Below are 18,716 nucleotides of genomic sequence, written 5' to 3'. Positions count from 1 at the left end.
CATGTTCCGAACGCTTGTCTTTGCACTTCCGCTGACCGCGATGGGATCATCCGCCGGCCTGGAGAACGCTTCCCTGTCGAGCGTCGCCGCTGCACCGATGACGGCGGCAAGCGCAACGACCGCGGCCACGACATTCCGGATGCCCGCGATCGCAGCCCCGCAAGTCGGTTCCGCAGCCTGCAAGGTCGTGCCGACGATCCGCCTGACAGGCTCGACACCGGACGTAACGAAGCTCTGCGTGATCGACGGCAAGATCCTCGTCAACGGCAAGAATGCCAGCGGTTTCGTGATGCAGGACGTCAAATCGCTGCGCTACGGCCCCTTGATGCGCGGCGAGAACGTCCCGGACCTCCAGGTCCGCCGCGTGTCCGATACGCAGGCGCGCGCCGATGCGACACTGGGTCTCGGCCTCGTCAATGTCAGCAACGGCATCGGCAAGGCGGTGTTCCGCGACCTCGTCTGGATCGGCGACAAGAACCGCCCGGCCATCAACAGCGACGACGCCTGGGGGGCCATCACTCTCAAGGGAAAGGACGCCAACGACGTCGGTACGTTTGAAATCAGCAACTTCGACTTCCAGAATCTGTTCATGGCGCCGGGCAGCCATTACCTGAACGTCGACGGCATTTCGACCGAAGCGGGCTATTCCGGCACGATCTCCAATGGCCGCGTACTGAACGCCAGCGATGCCTGCCTCGACATCAAGGGCAATGTCCGGGTGGACAACGTCTACCTCGCGGGTTGCCGGCAGGGTATGAAAACCTGGACCAGCCAGAGCCACGGCCTCGTCGAACTCGGCACCAACCGCTTCGTCGGCATCATCGGCAAGGGCAGCAAGACTGCCACGCGCACCATCACCATCGACGTGCTGATCGCCTCGGGCGATCCCAAAGTGCCGCTGTTCCGCGCCGAGGACGGCGTGGTCAACCTGCAGATCAAGCGCCTGATCGCCAAACCGGGCCAGGTGCTGAACAGTTCGACCAGCTACACAGGCTCCAAGGTCACGGTGGACCAGCGTCTGGCAATCTAGCGCCTGTCTCCCGCCCCTTTCTCCCCGTCGCCCCCGCGAAGGCGGGGGCCCCGCTTCCTTTTTCCGACCTCTCGCCCTGCCGCAAGAAAAGCGGGATCCCCGCCTTCGCGGGGATGACGAAGGTGGTTTGGGCAAAGTCAGAGATAGCAAGTCGAAGCGCTCGATCTAAGCGAGCAATGCCTTGTAGACCTTGAGGATCTGCGCCGTATGATTGGCAGCCGAAAGGCTGTCACGGGCATGTTGGCGCTCCTCCGTGAAATCCGGGAGCATGGTGCCGAGCGCCTGCACCACTGTCGCCGCGAAAGCACCGGGACCTGCCCCGCGCGGCACCAGCAGCCCGCCGCCGAAACGGCGCCCGGTCTCGCCCAGTCCGGCATCGTCAGTGGCGACGTAAGGCACCCCCAGCATCAGCGCCTCCAGCGGGGTGCGCCCCAGCGGCTCCTCGATCGCGGTGATCGCCAGCAGGTCGAGCAGGGCGATGTTCTCCTCCACCGGCAGGCGGAAACCCGCGAAGATCACCCGGTCCGCGATCCCCAGCCGCGCTGCGAAGGCTTCGAGGTTCTGCTGCGTCTCGTCCACCGCCCGCCCGAAGATCACGAAGACGGCGCGCGGCATCTCCAACAGCACCGCTCGCGCCATTTCCAGGAAGAAACGCGGGCGTTTGCGCTCGGCGAAGTTGCCGATGAAGCCGATCAGCGGGCCTTCCCGCGCGATCGGAAATTCCTCTGAGAAGCGCCGCCGCAGTGCCGCGCCGTCGACGTCTGCGGGCAGTTCGAAAGGGTTGTCGATCCGCACCGAGCGGCGCCGCAGCCAGTCGGGCAGACGACCCTCCACCGCGCGCGAGATGCAGACTATCCGCTGCGCCGTGGCCATGACCATGAGGTTCGGCAGCACCGGCCGGTTGAAGGCACGGTTGTGATAGATGCAGGCGATCCCGCGCAGCCGCGCCGCCGGTCCCCAGCTCTGCTGCGCCGAAAGGTCGTTGTTGTGGATCACCGTGCCTTGCGGCTGCCGCGCCAGCCGGGCCAGCCGCTGCGGCAGCAGGCGCGCTTCTGCGGCGAGGCCGTGACGGAAGGCAGGCTTCTCGTCGAGCGGCCAGATCGCGAAACCACGATCGCGCGCGACCTGCTCGATGAGGCTGCCGCCCGGACAAGCCACCACCACCTCTACGCCGTGGTCGCGCTGCAAGGTCGTACCGAGCGTGAAGGAGGAGACGTGGCTGCCGCCGATCTTCTCATTGGTGAAAGGAAAAACGACCCGTTCGACTCGCATCAGCGCCCCGCGACTAGACTTAATCGCCATTGTGCGGTGCAAACAAAGAAACTAGCCAATGCAATTAGGTATATAAGCCGTAGCAGAAGGAAGCCATGCTTCGAATCTGGTGCTTCCCCGGCGAGGAAAACCGCCTCAGCAATCCCTATACCGCGATCCTCGTCACACAGCTCAGGCGGCTGGGGCACAAGGTTTCCGCACCCGGCTGGGTGAAGCGCTTCACCAGCCGCTGCGACGTGATCCACCTCCACTGGCCCCAGAAAGTCGTCCGCGCGAGCCTCTTCGGCAGCCTGCGCACGATCGCGGTCTGGTCCGTCTTCCTCGCACTGCAAAAGGCGCGGGGGGCGAAGGTCGTCTGGACCATGCACAACGTCGCCTCGCACGAAGGCGAAAGACCTCGGCTCGAACGCTTCTGGATGAAACGCCTGATCGCCCGGCTGGACGGCATTCATGCGCTTTCGCAAGACAGCCTGGATCAGGCGCGCACGCACTACCCGGCGCTTGCCGCACTGCCCGCGCTGGTCGCACCGCACTGGACGTATTCGGATGCCTACCCCCAGCCGGCCCCACCGGCGCCGGACACCCCGGAAACCATCGCCTTCCTCGGCGACATCAAGGCCTACAAGGGCCTCGATGCCTTCCTCACCGCACTGGAACAGACGCAGCCCGACGCGCGATGCTACCTCGTGCACGGGCGCCCGGAGGACGAGGAAGCCGGTAATGCACTGGACCACCGTCTGCGGACTCTGGCTGCGCGCGGCTGGCGCATCGAATGGATGCTGGAACGCCTGAGCGACCAGCAAATGGCCGACCGTCTCGCCGAAGCCGCCCTGCTGCTACTCCCTTACGAGAGCGGCGAGAACAGCGGCCTTGCCGTGCTCGCAGCGGAGCGCGGCACGCCGCTGCTGGTCTCGCGCATCGCCGCCTTCGCACCGCTGCTGGAAGAACTCGGTCCTCCCCGCGTCGCGGCTATAGATGCACCGCTGGGCCATACGCAGATCGCCGAGGCAGCGCAGGCCGCGCAGTCCTTGGCCGGTACGGTGCCCATGGACTTCGTCCATCGCCGCTCGCCCGAGGCCGTCGTGGCTGAGATTTCGAGTTACTACCTGTTTCTCATGGATTTCAAGGGGCGAAGGCTCGCAAAATAAATCCGCGATTTTCCTCGATTCCCGGAAGGTAGAAACTTGCACGTGGCTACGAACAAGCTTGATCCTTCCGCCTCCCAGAGGCTGGGACTGACCGACCCCGCCCCTTCCGGTGCGACCGCCGGCCCCGACGGGGGCAAGCTCATCGACCTGTCGTGGCTGGCGACGCTGGCCTGGCGGCACAAATGGGCCATGCTGCTCGCGATCCTCGCCGTGCTGGCCGCCACCGCGCTCGCTTATGCTCTGGCGGTCAAGAAATACGATGCCAGCGTCGTCCTCGCGCTCGACCGGGGCGACCAGCAGCTCGTCCGCACCGCGCAGACCAACAAGGATACGATCGTCGATTCCCCGGCGGTCGATACCGAAGTGCAGGTTCTGCTCTCGCCGGAAGTGGCGGCAGCGGCCGTGCACAATGCCCGGCTCAACACCAACCGCGCCTTCATCGCCGCTTCGGCGCCCGATGCAATAGAGCCGCTAAGCGAAGCCGCCGCCGCCAATATCCTGCGCGCCAATCTCACGGTGGCGCGGCAGGGCCTCTCCTATGCGATCAACCTCGCCTACCGCTCGCGCGATCCGCAAGTCTCGGCGATGGTCGCCAATGCCGTGGCCGACGCCTATGTCAGCGGGCAGGTGCAGGGCGAGCAGAACGCGCGCAGCCAGGACATCAACATGCTGCGCAGCCGGCTCGACCAGCTGCGCGGCGACGTGATCAAGGCCGAAGCCGCCGTCGCCTCCTATCGCGCCAGCGCGGACCTCGTCGCCGTCAGCAACGACAGCACTATCGCGCAGCAGGAGCTGTCCACGCTCAACACCGAACTCGCCTCTGCCAAGGCGGAACTCGCCGCCTCGCAGGGCCGTGCCAGCGCAAATGCCGGGGAGAACGGCACCGCCGTCAACAGCAGCCCGGTGATCCGCGACTTGCGCACCGATGTCTCGACGCTGGAAGTGAAGCTGGCCGAACAGTCCTCCACGCTCGGCCCCAATCACCCCGACCGGGTGAGGACGGAAGCCCAGCTGAACAGCGCTCGCCAGTCGCTGCGCCGCGAAGTGGCCCGCGCGAGCGCCGGGGTCAGTTCCGACGTCAAGGTAGACAGCCAGCGCGTGGGCGCGATCCAGGCCGCCATCGGCGGGGCCAAGGGCCGCCTGCTCGCTGGCAACAACGCCTCGGTACGCCTCAACGAACTGGAGCGCGTGGCCGAAAGCTCGCGCCAGCTCTACCAGACTTTTCTCGACCGCTACCGCGTCGAACTCGCGACGCGCGGGACCGAGAAGAGCAAGGCCCAGGTCATCGCCCGCGCGCAGGTGCCGCCCCGCCCCTCCTCGCCCGATCTGCTCGTCTACATGCTGGGCGGCGGCATTGCCGGGGTGATCGCCGCGGTGCTGCTGGCGCTTACGCTCGAATGGCGCGAACGCGGCATCCGCACCCGCGCCGAGGCGGAGGAACTGACCGGCTACGAAGTGGTCAGCAGCCTGCCCGACATCGCGACGATGGACGAACCCGACTTCCACAAGGATGAGGCATTGGGCGTGCCGGACTTCCTGATCGAGCACAAAGACTCGCCTTTCGCCGAATCCGTGCGCGCGATCTGGACGGCGCTGAAGATCGGCCACAAGGGCCAGGTCGCCCGCTCGGTGGGGATCACCTCCTCGATCCCCGGCGAGGGCAAGACCAGCACCGCCATCGCGCTTGCCCGCTCCGCCGCACTGGCCGGTCGCCGCACCCTGCTGATCGATTGCGACGTGCGCCGCATGGGCACGACGATCGCGCTCGACTTGCGGGGACGCCTCGGCCTTGCCGAAGTGCTCACCGGCGAGGCGCGGGTCGAGGACGTGCTGGTGGTGGACGAACCGTCCGGCGCTCATGTCCTGCCGCTCAATTCCACCGCGCAGACCCCGCTCGACATCATCCATTCCGACGCCACCGCCACCCTGTTCGACCGCTTCCGGCAGGAATACGACCTCGTGGTGCTCGATATCGCCCCGGTCATCCCGGTGGCCGAGGCCCGCGCACTAGCGGCCATGGCGGACGTGACGCTGATGATCCTGCGCTGGCGCACCACCCAGCGCAATGTCGTCAGGACGGCGCTGCGCGAACTCGACCGCGCCGGGGCGCATATCTACGGGCTGCTGCTGACCCAGGTGGACACGCGAAGCTCGGCGGTACTCGGCGAGGAAATGGCCTATTATCAATACTACTACGCGCGCGGAGCGAGCTAGATCGCTTCGTCCGCGTAGCCGAAGAACGCCAGCAAGTCCGGCGCTTCGGCCACGGTCTCGGCAACGATCCGACGCTCTCCGGTCGTCAGCATGAGCACTTGCGCCGAACCGGCTTCGTCCTCCGCCGCAGGAGCCGAGGCCCCTACCTCCAGCCCGAAAGCCGTCAGGATCGCATCGTTATCGCTGCGAAAGCGCTCATAAGTGACGAGAGGATAGCCGTGCCGCTCGACAGCATCGCGCAACAACCCGCTGCGCCATATCCACGTGCGTGCGAGATGGCGCACCACCTGCTCGCGCGGAACGCCGCGATAGGCAGGCAGGGCATAGCGCTTGAGCTGGGCGTCGATATTGGTCAGCGGCGCGCGGTTGCACACGGCGACGCGGTATTCGGCGAAGTGGGAAAACAGCGTCTCGTAGCGGACGAGATGGGGCGGGCTTTTTTCCAGAAAGAAGGCGTGGCTGCGGCTGCGCTCCACTTCGGCCATGCGCGCGCTCCAGCCGCCGAGCACGGCCTCGTAGTCCACGAATTTCTGGGCGAGCCACTGGTCGTTGTCCATCAGCCCCCGCACCAGTCGCTGTCCCTCGAAACTGGAATGCAGGCCGACGACATCGGCGCGCGCGGCGACATGGCGGGCCACGGCGGTCGTCCCCGCTCCCGGCGGCGCGAGAAGGAAGAGAAAGGGGTGATGAATGCGCTCCACCCGGCGCCTTGGCCAATAAGGCCCCGGATCGGCGGCACGGGCCTGAAGCCCGAGCGGTTTCAGGAAGCGGTCCACCGCCACGTTCACAGAGAGGCCCCGTCCATGAAATTCTCCCGATGCAGGGAATCAGGATAACCGCTGGCTTCGCGGCGGGCCCGGCTATTGCGAGCGGCGGCCTACCCCTTTCGGCGCTTCAGAGCAGTTCGAAGCCGGTGATCCGCAGAAGGCTTTCGGTGATCGGCTTGCCGTGCAGGACCAGCACGCGACCTTCCTGGAGGCGCCGGACGAAATCCTGCTCGCCGCGCCCGTTCAGTATCAGGTCGATCTCGATCCGGTCTTCGTAGACCCGGCCCTGCCCGAGTACGCCCTCGCGAAAGGTCGTGCCTGCGGGATTGAGAACGATGCGGACCTCGGCACCTTCACAGGCCCAGCCCGTCGCGGCCACGCCCGTGATCTCGAATCCCGACGGCTTGGCGGCAACCTCGGTCACGTCCACAGCCATCACCGTGGCGTCACTGCGTTCGATCATCCGAGCCATGCCATTCATTCGTACAGGATAGAACGCAATGTCTAATGAAATGAGAAGGAAACGGCGCGATTGCGCGCCTCGCGATCAGGGCTGCGGCAGAACTACCGGCGTACCCGGCGCATCGCGCAGGCGCAGATAGAGCTTGCCGCCGACCGGATGCGGCACCGCAAAACTGGAACCGGTGAAACCGGGCGGCACCGCAGCAGGCTGCGCAAAGGCAAGTTCGGCTGCCACGGCGTCGATCAGGAAGAGATCGCGCCCGGACAGTGTGCAGGCCTTCGCCTCTGTCTTTTCACCCGTATCGCAAGTCAGGTTCTCGACGCGCGGCAGGCGGACCAGAGTGGCGAGCGGGCGCCAGTCTCCGGTCATGTCGTCCCCCACCAGCCGGAAACGCAGTGGGCCGAACGATCCGGCGGGCAAGTCTGCCGCCTTGAGCCGCCCGACCAGCACTTCCCGGCTCTCCAGCGTCAGCCCTTTGCCGGCGGACAGGCGCGCGGCCACGGGGCCATCGCCGGTCGCCACCTCGATCGTGTCGCGCATGCCGAACGTGGCGCCGGGCGCGGCCTTGACCGAGAAGACCAGTTCGCCGTTGTCCGGCAGCAATTCGCCCGCGCCGAGTTCCAGCGCTTTTGCGCCGGGCGCCACCGGGCCGGGATAGACGGTACGGCTCAGCACTTCAGCCTGAGGCCGGGGCGCGCCCACGCGGACCGGCAAAGTCAGGTTGCGACCATCCGCCAGCCGCACTTCCGCCTTGGTGGATGTGCCTGCCTCCGGCGCACGGGCATTGCCCTGCGCGATCAGGCGCAAGTGATCCACCGCGTCCTCTCGGGTAAGTCCATCGGGACGGAACTCGGTCTCGCCCAGCTTGACCGATTGGACCTGATCGAGCCGCTGCCCGGTAAGCAGACCCTGGCTGTCCCCGGCGTGAAGCTCGAAACCATCGACCCGGCTTGCCTCCGCGCGCGAATGCAGGGCCACGGTTTCCGGCCCCTTGGCGCCCTGATAGCGCACTTCCAGCCGCACTTCGCCGGGCTTGGCGCCCGTCAGCGGCACGTTGAAGACGAGGCGGTTGCCGTCCTGCACTTTCCAGTCGAGCGGCTTCGGCGCGCCGCTGCCCTGTCGCAGCGAGACTTCCTCGACACAAGAAGGCGCCGCGCCTTCCAGGGTCACGCTGTTGTCGCGCCCGACCACCAGCGCATCGGGATCGCCCGTAACCTTCCAGGCATTGCCGTCCGGCCGCTGCAACAGGAAGTCGGGACCGCCGAACGGCGCGAAGCCCCAGATGCCGTGTAGCTGCGCGCGCACGGAACCGGCAAAGGCGCTCGGCAAGTCGTCCGGCCCGATCATGTAGCCGCCCCGGTCGGCGCGCGGCACGACCGGCAGGTCCACCGTCTGCCCCGAGGCATTGGTGAGCTTCACCTTCATGTCGTGAGCGAAGGCGGTCGAGAAGACAAGCGGCGCGCCTTCCACGGGCAATACCGCACCGGGGCGGGCGACGCAGATCGGCGCCTTGGCGGTGCTGCGCAGTTGCGGCGGAATATCCGATTCCACGGCAGGCAGCGCTGCGACCATGACCGACTTCGGCTTCTGGAACGAGGGCGCGGCATTGAGCAGCAACGACATCGTCGCCTCCTTGCGCACCCAGAGCGTCGGCAAATAGTTGAACTGCGGGTTGGAGAAGGCCCCGAATATCCGCGCGATATCGCGGGCAGCGCCGATATAGGCGCTGTAATAGCCCGCGCCGCCCTCGGGCGTGGCGCTCAGTTGCAAGGCGAGATCTGTCGGCGCGCCCGTCAGCGTATCCGCCAGCGAACTGGAATGGACATCGTTGAGCACCAGCGATTCGCGGTTCTCCAGTAGGCAGGAAGCCTGCATGTCGACGACCTTGGACAGGCACTCGTCGTTCAGCTTGATCGAGAGACTGCGCGCCAGCACCGGCGCCAGCGTGCGCAAGTATTCCGGCCCGGTGTTGTCCTGCGCCTGGATCGCGGCCATGAAAGCGGCCAGACGCGAATGGTCGAGCGAGGCCTGGTTGAGGTCCTGGCTGGCGCGCACGAACTCGCCCGGCTTGCCGCGCACGGCGTCGAGCAGCACGCCTTCGGCCCCGCCGGTATCCGCCACCATCAGCAGCACGACCTGCCGCGCGCCCTTGGGCACGGTGACGGCGATCGCCTTGTCCTTTTCCTTCTGCTTCCAGGTGCTGACCGTGGTGATCCAGTCCTTGGGAGGCGGATTGGTAGCGCCGCGCAGGAAGGCCGAAGTCAGCAGGAACTTCTCGCCCTGGTCGCCCGGCAGGTCGGCATGGATCGAGAGCTTGTCCCCCTCGGCCAGGCTGGGCACTTGCGCGATCGGCAGGGTCTGCTGCCCGCGCGTGACCTCGATCCGCAGATCGGGTCCGTTCAGTTCGAAGGGTGCGGGATCGGCGAGGGCCGATGCAGGCGCCAGCAAGGCCGCAGCGAGCACGCCCGCCGACGACAGGGTGAGCGCTCCGGCGCGCGCGATCCGCGAATCATCGTCCTTCATGCTGATCGGCAAAGCGCGTCCATCCTGTCGGTTGCCTGACTATGGGTTCCGGAGCGCAAAATTATTCACGCCCGCGCCCGCCTTGCCAAGACCACGCAGCCGATTTGCCGAACGGACCATGGCTTCCTCCCCGCACGAAGAAGAAGGTTCAGCGCTGCTTCTTCGCCGGAGCGACCGTGAAATCGGGGTCCTTGTTCGCCACCCAGTCGACGAACTTACGCACATTGGGATGGGCCAGAAGGCCCTCCACGTCCATGCCGTGGCGCTGCAGTTCGGAATTGGTGAAATTGGTGGTCAGTGTGTTCTGGCAGATGGCATGCATCGGCACGACATCGCGCCCGCCCCGGCTCTTGGGTACGGGATGGTGCCAGACGATGGTCTTGCCGGTGGGACGGCCGCAGAGCCAGCAGGGGACCGGCGGCGGCGCCTGTTCCTCTTCGTCCTGAACGTCGTCCCAGGAGCCGTGTTTACGATGCTTGCGGGCCATGCCTCTGCCTGAATTGCGTGAAAATCGGGCCGCACCTAGACCGTGACGGCTGACATTGCCACCGTAACCTCCTATCGCGCCGCCCATGGCCAGGAAAAAACGATATCTGACCGCAAGGATGCCCGACGGCTATGTGAAGACGATCGGGCCGACCGCCGATCCCTTCACCCATTACTGGCGCATCGTCGCCGAGCTGGAAAATGGCAAGACCGAAGTCTTCTGGGGCCATACCCGCTCGCTGGCCGAGGCGAAAAAGAGACGCGCCGCGACGCAGGACGCCGTGCGCATGCGGGGCTGGAAGAGTTTCGTCTTCGAGATCGCCGAACTGGAGGAAAGCGCGGAGCCGCCTGCCCGCGCATGAGCTGAAGACCAAACCTCAATCGTTTTAGTTGCAAATCATTCGCATTAACAATATAGCGCCAGCCGTTAGCCTTCGCAAAGGATGGGCGGCATGTCGCAGTTCGCCGAATGGCGGTCGGAGTTCAGGAAAACCGTGCCCGGGCGCAGTCTCGCCCTTGCGCTGACGTGCCTGTTTCACGCCCTGCTGCTGGCGGCGCTGCTCTGGCAATGGCGGATGCAAAGCGCCTTTCCCCCGCCGCCGCCGATCACCGTCGTTCCGCTCAAGGCGGTGGAAGCCACGCTGGTCAAACCGCCAAAACCGCACATTCCCCCCTCCCCCGCAAGGCCCAGCACTGCCCCGGAACAGCAGCAGTCTCGCACGATCCAGACGCCGCTGCCTACTCCCCTGCTGACGCTACGCCCGCCGCTGGAACTTTCCGCGCCCGCCATGGCAATCGAGCCTCGGCCCCTGCCTGTCCCGTCCGAGGAAACCGCGCCGCCGCCCTCCCCGCGTTCGCGCAAGGGCGAAGTGAGCTTCGAGGGCCTGCTACTCGCCCGCATCGAGGAAATGCGCCGCTACCCCGCGAGTGCGCTCAGCCGCCGCCAGCAGGGCGTGGTGCAGCTTCTGTTCCGGATGAACCGCGAGGGCGAAGTGCTCTCCGCCCGCGTCACCGGCGGATCGGGCTTCGCCGTGCTCGACAGCGCCGCGTTGCAGATGCTCCGCCGCGCTGAGCCGCTCCCCAGGATTCCGCCCGAACGCCCGGACGAGATCGAGGTCGCAGTGCCGATCGAATTCTCGCTGAAGCAGCAGGAGCGGCTGGCCCGCGCCAATTGACATCAGGTGTTTCCACCGGCCCCTGAAATCGTCTAGGCCTCTGGGCGATGTCCAGAATCTCCATGCTGCTCGCCGCCCTGTGCGCCACAGTTCCCGCCCTATCCATCACCGCAGAGGCCGCGCCCGTGACCCAGCAGACCGCTTCGCCGCTCGATTTCCAGCGCGTCTTCGCCAGCCCCTCGCTCGACGGGCCGCAACCGCGCGAAGTGAAGATCTCGCCGGACGGGCGCTATCTCACCCTGCTGCGCAACCGCACCGAGGACCGCCAGCGCTACGACCTCTGGGGCTACGACCGCGAGAGCGGCGAGTGGCGCATGCTGGTGGATTCGCTCAAGCTCGGCTCCAACCGCGAGCTTTCCGAAGCCGAGAAGATGCAGCGCGAACGCAAGCGCGTGGGCGATCTCAAGGGCATCGTCGCCTATGACTGGAGCGACGACGGCCGCTCGATCATCGTCCCGCTCGACGGCGATCTCTATCTGGCCGGACTGGACGGCTCGGTGCGCCGCCTCACCGATTCCCGCGAGGACGAGCTGAACTCCGCGCTCAGCCCCGGCGGCAAGTACCTCTCCTTCGTGCGCGAGCAGCGGCTCTGGGTCGGCTCGCTCGAACAGGGCGCGCAGAAGCCGATCACGCCCGAGGAGAGCGCCAGGACCATCCACTGGGGCGAAGCGGAATTCGTCGCCCAGGAAGAGATGGACCGCATGTCCGGCTACTGGTGGTCGCCGGACGAGAGCCGCCTCGTGGTAGAGCGCTACGACGAGGCGCCGGTCAATGTCGTCACCCGCGCGGCGATCGGCGCCGAAGGCACGCGGACTTACGAGCAGCGCTATCCGGCGGCGGGCACGCCCAATGCGGTCGTCTCGCTCTTCGTGATGAAGCCGGACGGCAGCGGCCGGGTGGAGATCGACCTCGGCGCCGATAAGGACATCTACGTCGCCCGCGTCAACTGGGCGCGCGACGGCAAGACGCTCTACGTCCAGCGCCTGAACCGCGAGCAGACCCGTCTCGACATGCTCGCCGTCGATCCCGGCACCGGCAAGAGCCGCATCCTGTTCAGCGAGAACGCCACGCCGAAAAGCTGGATCAACCTGACCAGCAATTACCGCTTCCTCAAGGACGGCAGCCTCGTCTGGTGGTCGGAACGCGATGGCTTCGGGCACCTCTACCACTACGCGAACGGCAGGTGGCGCCAGCTGACCTCCGGAGACTGGGTGGTGACGAAACTCGTCGCCGTCGACGAGGCGCGCGGGCGGATCACTTTCACCGGCACCCGTGACGACGTGCTTGCCCCGCAGCTCTACGCCATCGATCTCGACAAGCCCGGCACGCCCGAGCGGCTGACCGAAGCCGGCTGGTCGAATGCGGCGGTGGCCAACAAGGACGGGCGGACGTTCGTCGTCACCCGCTCCTCGCCCACGCAGCCTTCGCAGAGCTACGTCGCCGATGCGGCAGGCAAGCGCCTTGCCTGGGTCGAGGAAAACCGCCTCGACGCCGCGCATCCTTATGCGCCCTATCTCGCCGCGCACCGCACCCCGACATTCGGAACCGTCAAGGCCGAGGACGGCAGCGACCTGCACTGGATGATGATCACCCCGAAGATGGAGCCGGGCAAGCGCTACCCGGTGTTCTTCGAGCACTACGGCGGCCCGCACAACCAGCAGGTCTCGCGCGGATGGACTGGCGCCCTGCCGCAGGCGATCGTCGACAAGGGCTATATCTACTTCCGCATCGACAACCGCGGCAGCGCCAATCGCGGCGTGAAGTTCGAAAGCCAGATCTGGCACGCAATGGGCACCGTTGAAGTGGCCGACCAGCGCGCCGGGGCCGAGTATCTGAAAACCCTGCCTTTCGTCGATCCGAAGAAGATTGCGACTTATGGCTGGTCCTACGGCGGCTACATGACGCTGAAGATGCTCCAGGCCGACCAGGGCCTCTACGCGGCGGGCATCTCGGGCGCGCCGGTGACGAAGTGGGAACTCTACGACACCAACTATACCGAGCGCTACATGGGCGACCCGCGCAAGGTGCCCGAGGCCTACCAGGCCTCGGACGCGATCGCCAATGCCACGAAGATGACCGACCCGCTGCTGCTGATCCACGGTATGTCGGACGACAACGTGGTGTTCGAGAACAGCACCGTGCTGATCTCGAAGCTCCAGGCCAGTGCCGTGCCGTTCGAGATGATGCTCTATCCCGGCTATACCCATGCGGTGAAGGGGCCGATGATCAGCAAGCACGTCTGGGATACGATCTTCGCCTTCCTCGGCCGTCACGGCGTGACGCCGCCCGAGTAATATTTCGCATCCCTGATGCGCTCCCTTTCGGGAGACGCTTTTTCGAAGCGCCGGGCCTTATTGGTCCGGCGTTTTCGTTTGCAAACTGCCGCCTCTCTGCCGGACCTCGCTGGCGCTGCGTGAAGCGAGTCGGCAGCGGCCCGAAGCCCCCCCATACAAGGCTATACGAATGGTTGGTTTCGCCCAACTTTCGCATGGCGTCATATGCGCTCCGCAAGCACGGCAACCGCTGCCGGATCGGTCCGAAGCCAACTATTCAATTTTATAGAACGTTTATCGTCATTTTATCCAACTTCACCGGAAGCCGAAATGCCGCAAAAACAGCTTCACCAGACAACGACAGGAGCTTACCAATGACCGTCACCGCAACCCCCACCGCTACCGCAACCCCCGGCAAGTCGCTCATTTCGCCTGACAATCACGCGCTTGTCCTGATCGACTTCCAGTCGCAGATGGCGTTCGCCACCAAGTCGATCTCGGCCGAACTGCTGCGCAACAATGCCGCCCTGATCTCGCGCGGCGCCAAGTCCTTCAACGTCCCCACGATCCTCACCACGGTTGCCGAGAAGAGCTTCTCCGGCCCGATGTTCGACGAGATCACCGAAGCCTTCGAAGGCCAGGCCATGCTCGACCGCACCAGCATGAACACCTGGGAAGACGCAGGCGTGATCGAAGAGATCAACCGCATCGCCAAGCCGCGCATCGTCTTCGCCGGTCTCTGGACTTCGGTCTGCATCGTCGGCCCGGTGGCCTCGGCCATCGACCAGGGCTTCGAAGCCTATGTCATCACCGATGCCTGCGGTGACATCTCGACCGAAGCGCATGAGCGTGCGGTCGAGCGCATGATCCAGCTCGGCGCGGTGCCGATGACCTCGCTCCAGTACCTGCTCGAACTGCAGCGCGACTGGGCCCGCACCGAAACCTACGACAGCACCACCGGCATCGCCAAGAAGTGGGGCGGCGCCTACGGCCTCGGCATCAAGTATGCCAAGACCATGTTCGGCGCTTCCGAAGGCGGTCACTAATTTCAGCTCGGGGCCCTTCGACAGGCTCAGGGAGAGCGGCAGTTGCTCTGCCCCCGAACCCGCTCAGGCTGAGCTTGTCGAAGCCCCCGCAGCACAAAACCCAACTCTCATCTGAAGGATCAGCATCATGGCATATGTAACCACCAAGGACGGCGTCGAAATCTTCTACAAGGACTGGGGTCCGAAGGATGCTCAGCCGATCGTCTTCCACCACGGCTGGCCGCTCTCGTCGGACGACTGGGATGCGCAGATGCTGTTCTTTCTTTCCAAGGGCTACCGCGTCGTCGCCCATGATCGCCGTGGCCACGGCCGCTCGGAACAAGTGAGCGAGGGTCACGACATGGACCACTACGCCGCCGACGCCGCCGCGGTGATGGAACACCTCGACCTCAAGAATGCGGTCCACATCGGTCACTCGACCGGCGGCGGTGAAGTCGCGGCCTATGTCGCCCGCTACGGCATCCCGCAGGGCCGCGTCGCCAAGGCCGTGCTGGTCAGCGCCGTGCCGCCGATCATGCTCAAGACGGAAGCCTATCCGGGCGGTCTGCCGATCGAAGTGTTCGATGGCCTGCGCGCCGGTCTCGCCGCTAACCGTTCGCAGTTCTTCCGCGACGTCGCTGCCGGCCCGTTCTACGGCTTCAACCGCGAAGGCGCGAACGTGCTGCCCGCAGTAATCGACAACTGGTGGCGCCAGGGCATGACCGGCAGCGCCAAGGCGCACTACGACGGCATCAAGGCCTTCTCGGAAACCGACCAGACCGACGATCTGAAGGCGATCACCGTCCCCACGCTGGTTCTTCACGGCGATGACGACCAGGTCGTGCCCTACAAGAACGCCGGCGTTCTCCAGGCCGAGATTCTGCCGAATGCGACGCTCAAGATCTACGAGGGCTTCTCGCACGGCATGCTGACCGTCAACGCCGACACCATCAACCCCGACCTTCTGGCCTTCGTGCAGGGTTGAGGCCGTACCGCCGAGGAGACTGATCCATGAAAGCCTACCTTTTCTCGATTACCGCCGGGTTGCTGGTGGGCGTGGTCTACAGTCTTCTCGGCGTTCGTTCGCCGGCGCCGCCGATGATCGCGCTGATCGGGCTGCTCGGCATCCTGCTGGGCGAACAGATCGTGCCGCTGGCGAAGAAGATCTGGGCGCACGAGGAAGTCGCCCACTTCGTCCAGACCGATTGCCGCAAGCATGTGCTCGGCCGTCTGCCGGGAGACAAGTTCCCCTGCCGCACCGCCGACCATAAGGCCGAGGCGTGATCACCCGCCGCCAGACTCTTGCAGGAGCGGCGGCCACCTCGCTCCTGCCCTCCCTGCTTGCCAGCCAAACAGCACGTTCCAAGGAAGCCGTCATGACCGATACGATCATCGTCAACGCCAAGATCACCACCCTCGACCGGGAGAACCCCGAGGCCGAAGCCGTGGCGATCCGCGACGGCAAGTTCCTCGCCGTGGGCAGCGAACAGGAAGTCCGCGCCGCCGCCCCGCAGGCCGAAGTGATCGACGCCAAGGGTCGCCGCCTGATCCCGGGCCTGATCGACAGCCACATGCACATCATCCGCGGCGGTCTGAACTTCAACATGGAGCTGCGCTGGGACGGCGTGACCTCGCTGGCCGAGGCGATGGCGATGCTGAAGAAGCAGGTCGACAACACCCCCGCCCCGCAGTGGGTCCGCGTCGTCGGCGGCTTTACCGAGCACCAGTTCGCCGAGAAGCGCCTGCCGACCATCGCGGAACTGAACGCCGTCGCCCCCGATACGCCGGTGTTCATCCTCCACCTCTACGACCGCGCGCTGCTCAATGCGGCGGCCCTGCGCGTCGTGGGCTATACCAAGGACACGCCGAACCCGCCGGGCGGCGAGATCGTGCGCGATGCCGCCGGCAACCCGACCGGCCTGCTGCTGGCCCAGCCCAATGCGACGATCCTCTATTCCACGCTCGCCAAGGGACCCAAGCTGCCGCCCGAGTACCAGCTCAACTCCACCCGCCACTTCATGCGCGAAGTCAACGCCCTGGGCGTGACCGGCGTGATCGACGCGGGCGGCGGCTTCCAGAACTATCCCGACGATTACGACATCATCGAGAAGCTGCACGCCGAAGACCAGCTCACCGTGCGCATCAGCTACAACCTCTTCACCCAGAAGCCCAAGGAAGAACTGGCCGACTTCGCGGGCTGGGCCAAGCAGGTCACGCCGGGACAGGGCGACGATACCTACCGCCACAACGGCGCGGGCGAGATGCTGGTCTATTCCGCCGCCGACTTCGAGGACTTCCGCCAGCCCCGCCCGGACATGGCGCCCAGCATGGAAGGCGATCTCGAACCCGTCATCCGCCTGCTCGCCGAGAACCGCTGGCCCTGGCGCCTTCACGCCACTTATGACGAGACCATCGGCCGCGCGCTCGACGTCTACGAGAAGGTCAACCGCGACATCCCGCTCGAAGGCATCAACTGGTTCTTCGACCACGCCGAGACCATTTCGGACCGCAATATCGACCGTATCGCCGCGCTCGGCGGCGGCATCGCGGTGCAGCACCGCATGGCCTATCAGGGCGAATATTTCGTCGAGCGCTACGGCGCCAAGGCCGCCGAACGCACGCCGCCGATCGCCCGCATGATCGCTGCCGGTATCCCCGTGGGCGGCGGCACCGACGCTACCCGCGTCGCCAGCTACAACCCCTGGGTCTCGCTCTCGTGGCTGGTCACCGGGCGCACCGTGGGCGGCCTCTCGCTCTATCGCGGCGACAACCGCGTCAGCCGCGAGAAGGCGCTGCGCATGTGGACGCACGAGAACACCTGGTTCTCGAACGAAGTGGGCAAGAAGGGCCAGATCAAGGCGGGCCAGCTGGCCGACCTCGCGCTGCTCTCGGACGACTACTTCAGCGTGCCGGACAATGAGATCGTCCATATCCGCTCGATCCTGACCCTGCTCGGCGGCAAGGTGGTCCACGGTGAGGGCGACTATCACCCGCTCGCGCCGCAGCTGCCGCGCCCGATGCCGGACTGGTCGCCGGTCGCGACCTTCGGCGGCTATTACCAGACGCCGGAAGCCAAGCAGAAGCTCGCCTCCGCCTGCGGCTGCGCCAGTTCCTGCGGCGTCCATGGCCACGACCATGCCGCTGCGCTCGGCGCCAACGTTCCTGCTGCCGATGTCCAGACTTTCTGGGGATCGCTCGGCTGCGGCTGCTGGGCCGTCTGATCCGATGTGGCCCCTTCCGACGAGAAGGGGCCGCATCATCCACATTTCCATAATCTCGAACATATCGAACGATATTATTCGGATCGATAGCCGTTCGTCTGCGCCCTACACCGTTCCCGGAAGTTCACTCCCGCTCCTCGCTGCGGGTTTGGACACGCCCGAGACGACGATGAAACTCGCCCCCCGAGCAATGCCCCCCAGGAGACTTTCGATGAAGCGCTTTGCCTTCCTCTTCGCCGCCGCCGTGATCGCCGCCAGCCCGATCGCCGTTCCCGCCGCCATCGCCAAGCCTGCCGCAGCCTCCGCCGACTATTCGGTCGGCGCCCAGTACGACACCACCCACGTCTACGTGCCGCAGGATCAGTTCGACACCTTCGTTGCCAGCTTCGTCGCCACTTTCGGCGGCACCACCAGCAAGCAGGGCGAGTTCCAGGTGACGCCGACCAAGAGCCTCACCAAGTCGCAGCTCGTGCTGACCCCTGCGGGCACCGTCTCGGTCTTCGGCTTCAAGACACCGATCCCGGTCCCCTTCGGCGATGAGCGCACCGGCTATCTGGTCACCGACCTCGACGCCGCCGTGAAGTCGGCCCGGGACCATGGCGCGGTGCGCCGTCTGGAGACCTTCCCCGATCCGATCGGCCGGGATTCGGTGATCCAGTGGCCGGGCGGCGTGAACATGCAGCTCTATTGGCACACCGCCAAGCCCAGCTACACCGCGCTTGAAACCGTGCCCGAGAACCGCGTCTACCTGACCGCCGATGCCGCCGATACCTTCATCAAGGGCTGGACCGGCTTCGCCCACGCCAGGATCACCGCCGACGACAAGGCAGCGAGTGGCGCCGAGATCGGCGAGCCCGGCAAGACCATCCGCCGCGTCGCGCTCACCAGCGGCTACGGCAAGATGGTGGTCTATGTCTCGGACGGCCAGCTGCCCTGGCCCTATGGCCGCGACATGACCGGCTATGCGGTCGGCGACCTTGCCGCGACGCTCGCCAAAGCTTCGGCTGCAGGCGTGGAAACGCTGGTCGCGCCTTACACGACGGGCAAGCGCCAAGCCGCCATCGTCCGCTTCCCCGGCGGCTACATCGCCGAAATCCACTCGGGCGAGGTTAACTGAGC

16 protein-coding genes are annotated in these 18,716 nt (G+C 65.8%); 11 read left to right on the top strand and 5 right to left on the bottom strand.

Annotated elements, in window-relative coordinates; translation table 11 throughout:
• Position 1 precedes the first annotated feature (1 nt).
• Positions 2-1,030 (top strand): hypothetical protein, encoded by a 1,029-nt coding sequence (locus ACZ1II_RS04110; protein ID WP_465143151.1) that lies wholly within the window; start codon positions 2-4, stop codon positions 1,028-1,030.
• A gap of 165 nt (positions 1,031-1,195) precedes the next feature.
• Here the strand turns inward: ACZ1II_RS04110 and ACZ1II_RS04105 are convergent, their stop codons facing one another.
• Positions 1,196-2,302 carry a glycosyltransferase family 4 protein gene (locus ACZ1II_RS04105; RefSeq protein ID WP_465143150.1) on the bottom strand — a complete coding sequence of 369 codons (1,107 nt, stop codon included), beginning with the start codon at positions 2,300-2,302 and terminating at the stop codon, positions 1,196-1,198.
• Positions 2,303-2,397: 95 nt separating this feature from the next.
• Here ACZ1II_RS04105 and ACZ1II_RS04100 point away from each other — a divergent pair, with 95 nt between their 5' ends.
• The gene (locus tag ACZ1II_RS04100; RefSeq protein ID WP_465143149.1) at positions 2,398-3,450 is read left to right on the top strand and encodes a hypothetical protein; all 1,053 of its coding nucleotides are present in this window, start codon (positions 2,398-2,400) and stop codon (positions 3,448-3,450) included.
• A 42-nt stretch (positions 3,451-3,492) separates the two neighbouring features.
• Positions 3,493-5,664 (top strand): GumC family protein, encoded by a 2,172-nt coding sequence (locus ACZ1II_RS04095; RefSeq protein ID WP_465143148.1) that lies wholly within the window; start codon positions 3,493-3,495, stop codon positions 5,662-5,664.
• On the opposite strand, the gene ACZ1II_RS04090 is transcribed toward ACZ1II_RS04095, so the two are convergent.
• The 4 genes from ACZ1II_RS04090 to ACZ1II_RS04075 form a co-directional block, all read right to left on the bottom strand.
• Positions 5,661-6,452 (bottom strand): hypothetical protein, encoded by a 792-nt coding sequence (locus ACZ1II_RS04090; protein WP_465143147.1) that lies wholly within the window; start codon positions 6,450-6,452, stop codon positions 5,661-5,663. The genes ACZ1II_RS04095 and ACZ1II_RS04090 overlap by 4 nt on opposite strands.
• 106 nt (positions 6,453-6,558) lie before the next feature.
• Positions 6,559-6,903: a hypothetical protein gene (locus tag ACZ1II_RS04085; protein ID WP_465143146.1), complete on the bottom strand. Its 345-nt coding sequence runs from the start codon at positions 6,901-6,903 to the stop codon at positions 6,559-6,561.
• Positions 6,904-6,978: 75 nt separating this feature from the next.
• The gene (locus ACZ1II_RS04080; RefSeq protein ID WP_465143145.1) at positions 6,979-9,417 is read right to left on the bottom strand and encodes a hypothetical protein; all 2,439 of its coding nucleotides are present in this window, start codon (positions 9,415-9,417) and stop codon (positions 6,979-6,981) included.
• A 148-nt stretch (positions 9,418-9,565) separates the two neighbouring features.
• Entirely contained in the window at positions 9,566-9,904 is a 339-nt protein-coding gene (locus ACZ1II_RS04075) for a hypothetical protein (RefSeq protein WP_465143144.1), read from the bottom strand.
• Between the two features lie 85 nt (positions 9,905-9,989).
• Between ACZ1II_RS04075 and ACZ1II_RS04070 the strand changes: the two genes are divergently transcribed.
• The 8 genes from ACZ1II_RS04070 (at position 9,990) to ACZ1II_RS04035 (ending at position 18,714) form a co-directional block, all read left to right on the top strand.
• Positions 9,990-10,265 carry a hypothetical protein gene (locus ACZ1II_RS04070; RefSeq protein WP_465143143.1) on the top strand — a complete coding sequence of 92 codons (276 nt, stop codon included), beginning with the start codon at positions 9,990-9,992 and terminating at the stop codon, positions 10,263-10,265.
• 90 nt (positions 10,266-10,355) lie between these two features.
• On the top strand, positions 10,356-11,078 hold the full coding sequence (locus tag ACZ1II_RS04065) for an energy transducer TonB (protein ID WP_465143142.1): 723 nt from the start codon (positions 10,356-10,358) through the stop codon (positions 11,076-11,078).
• A gap of 47 nt (positions 11,079-11,125) precedes the next feature.
• Positions 11,126-13,372, top strand: a complete 2,247-nt coding sequence (locus ACZ1II_RS04060; RefSeq protein WP_465143141.1) for a S9 family peptidase — start codon at positions 11,126-11,128, stop codon at positions 13,370-13,372.
• A gap of 353 nt (positions 13,373-13,725) precedes the next feature.
• On the top strand, positions 13,726-14,397 hold the full coding sequence (locus ACZ1II_RS04055) for a hydrolase (protein ID WP_465143140.1): 672 nt from the start codon (positions 13,726-13,728) through the stop codon (positions 14,395-14,397).
• Between the two features lie 127 nt (positions 14,398-14,524).
• Complete coding sequence (locus ACZ1II_RS04050; RefSeq protein WP_465143139.1) at positions 14,525-15,361, top strand: alpha/beta fold hydrolase; 837 nt, start codon at positions 14,525-14,527, stop codon at positions 15,359-15,361.
• 26 nt (positions 15,362-15,387) lie between these two features.
• On the top strand, positions 15,388-15,660 hold the full coding sequence (locus ACZ1II_RS04045; protein WP_465143138.1) for a DUF1427 family protein: 273 nt from the start codon (positions 15,388-15,390) through the stop codon (positions 15,658-15,660).
• Positions 15,661-15,752: 92 nt separating this feature from the next.
• The gene (locus ACZ1II_RS04040; RefSeq protein WP_465143137.1) at positions 15,753-17,597 is read left to right on the top strand and encodes an amidohydrolase; all 1,845 of its coding nucleotides are present in this window, start codon (positions 15,753-15,755) and stop codon (positions 17,595-17,597) included.
• 211 nt (positions 17,598-17,808) lie between these two features.
• On the top strand, positions 17,809-18,714 hold the full coding sequence (locus tag ACZ1II_RS04035) for a glyoxalase (protein WP_465143136.1): 906 nt from the start codon (positions 17,809-17,811) through the stop codon (positions 18,712-18,714).
• The last annotated feature ends 2 nt before the right edge of the window (positions 18,715-18,716 follow it).

The sequence above is a fragment of the Novosphingobium sp. BL-S-20 genome, from assembly GCF_055521635.1.
This window is presented reverse-complemented; position numbering and strand designations above follow the sequence as displayed.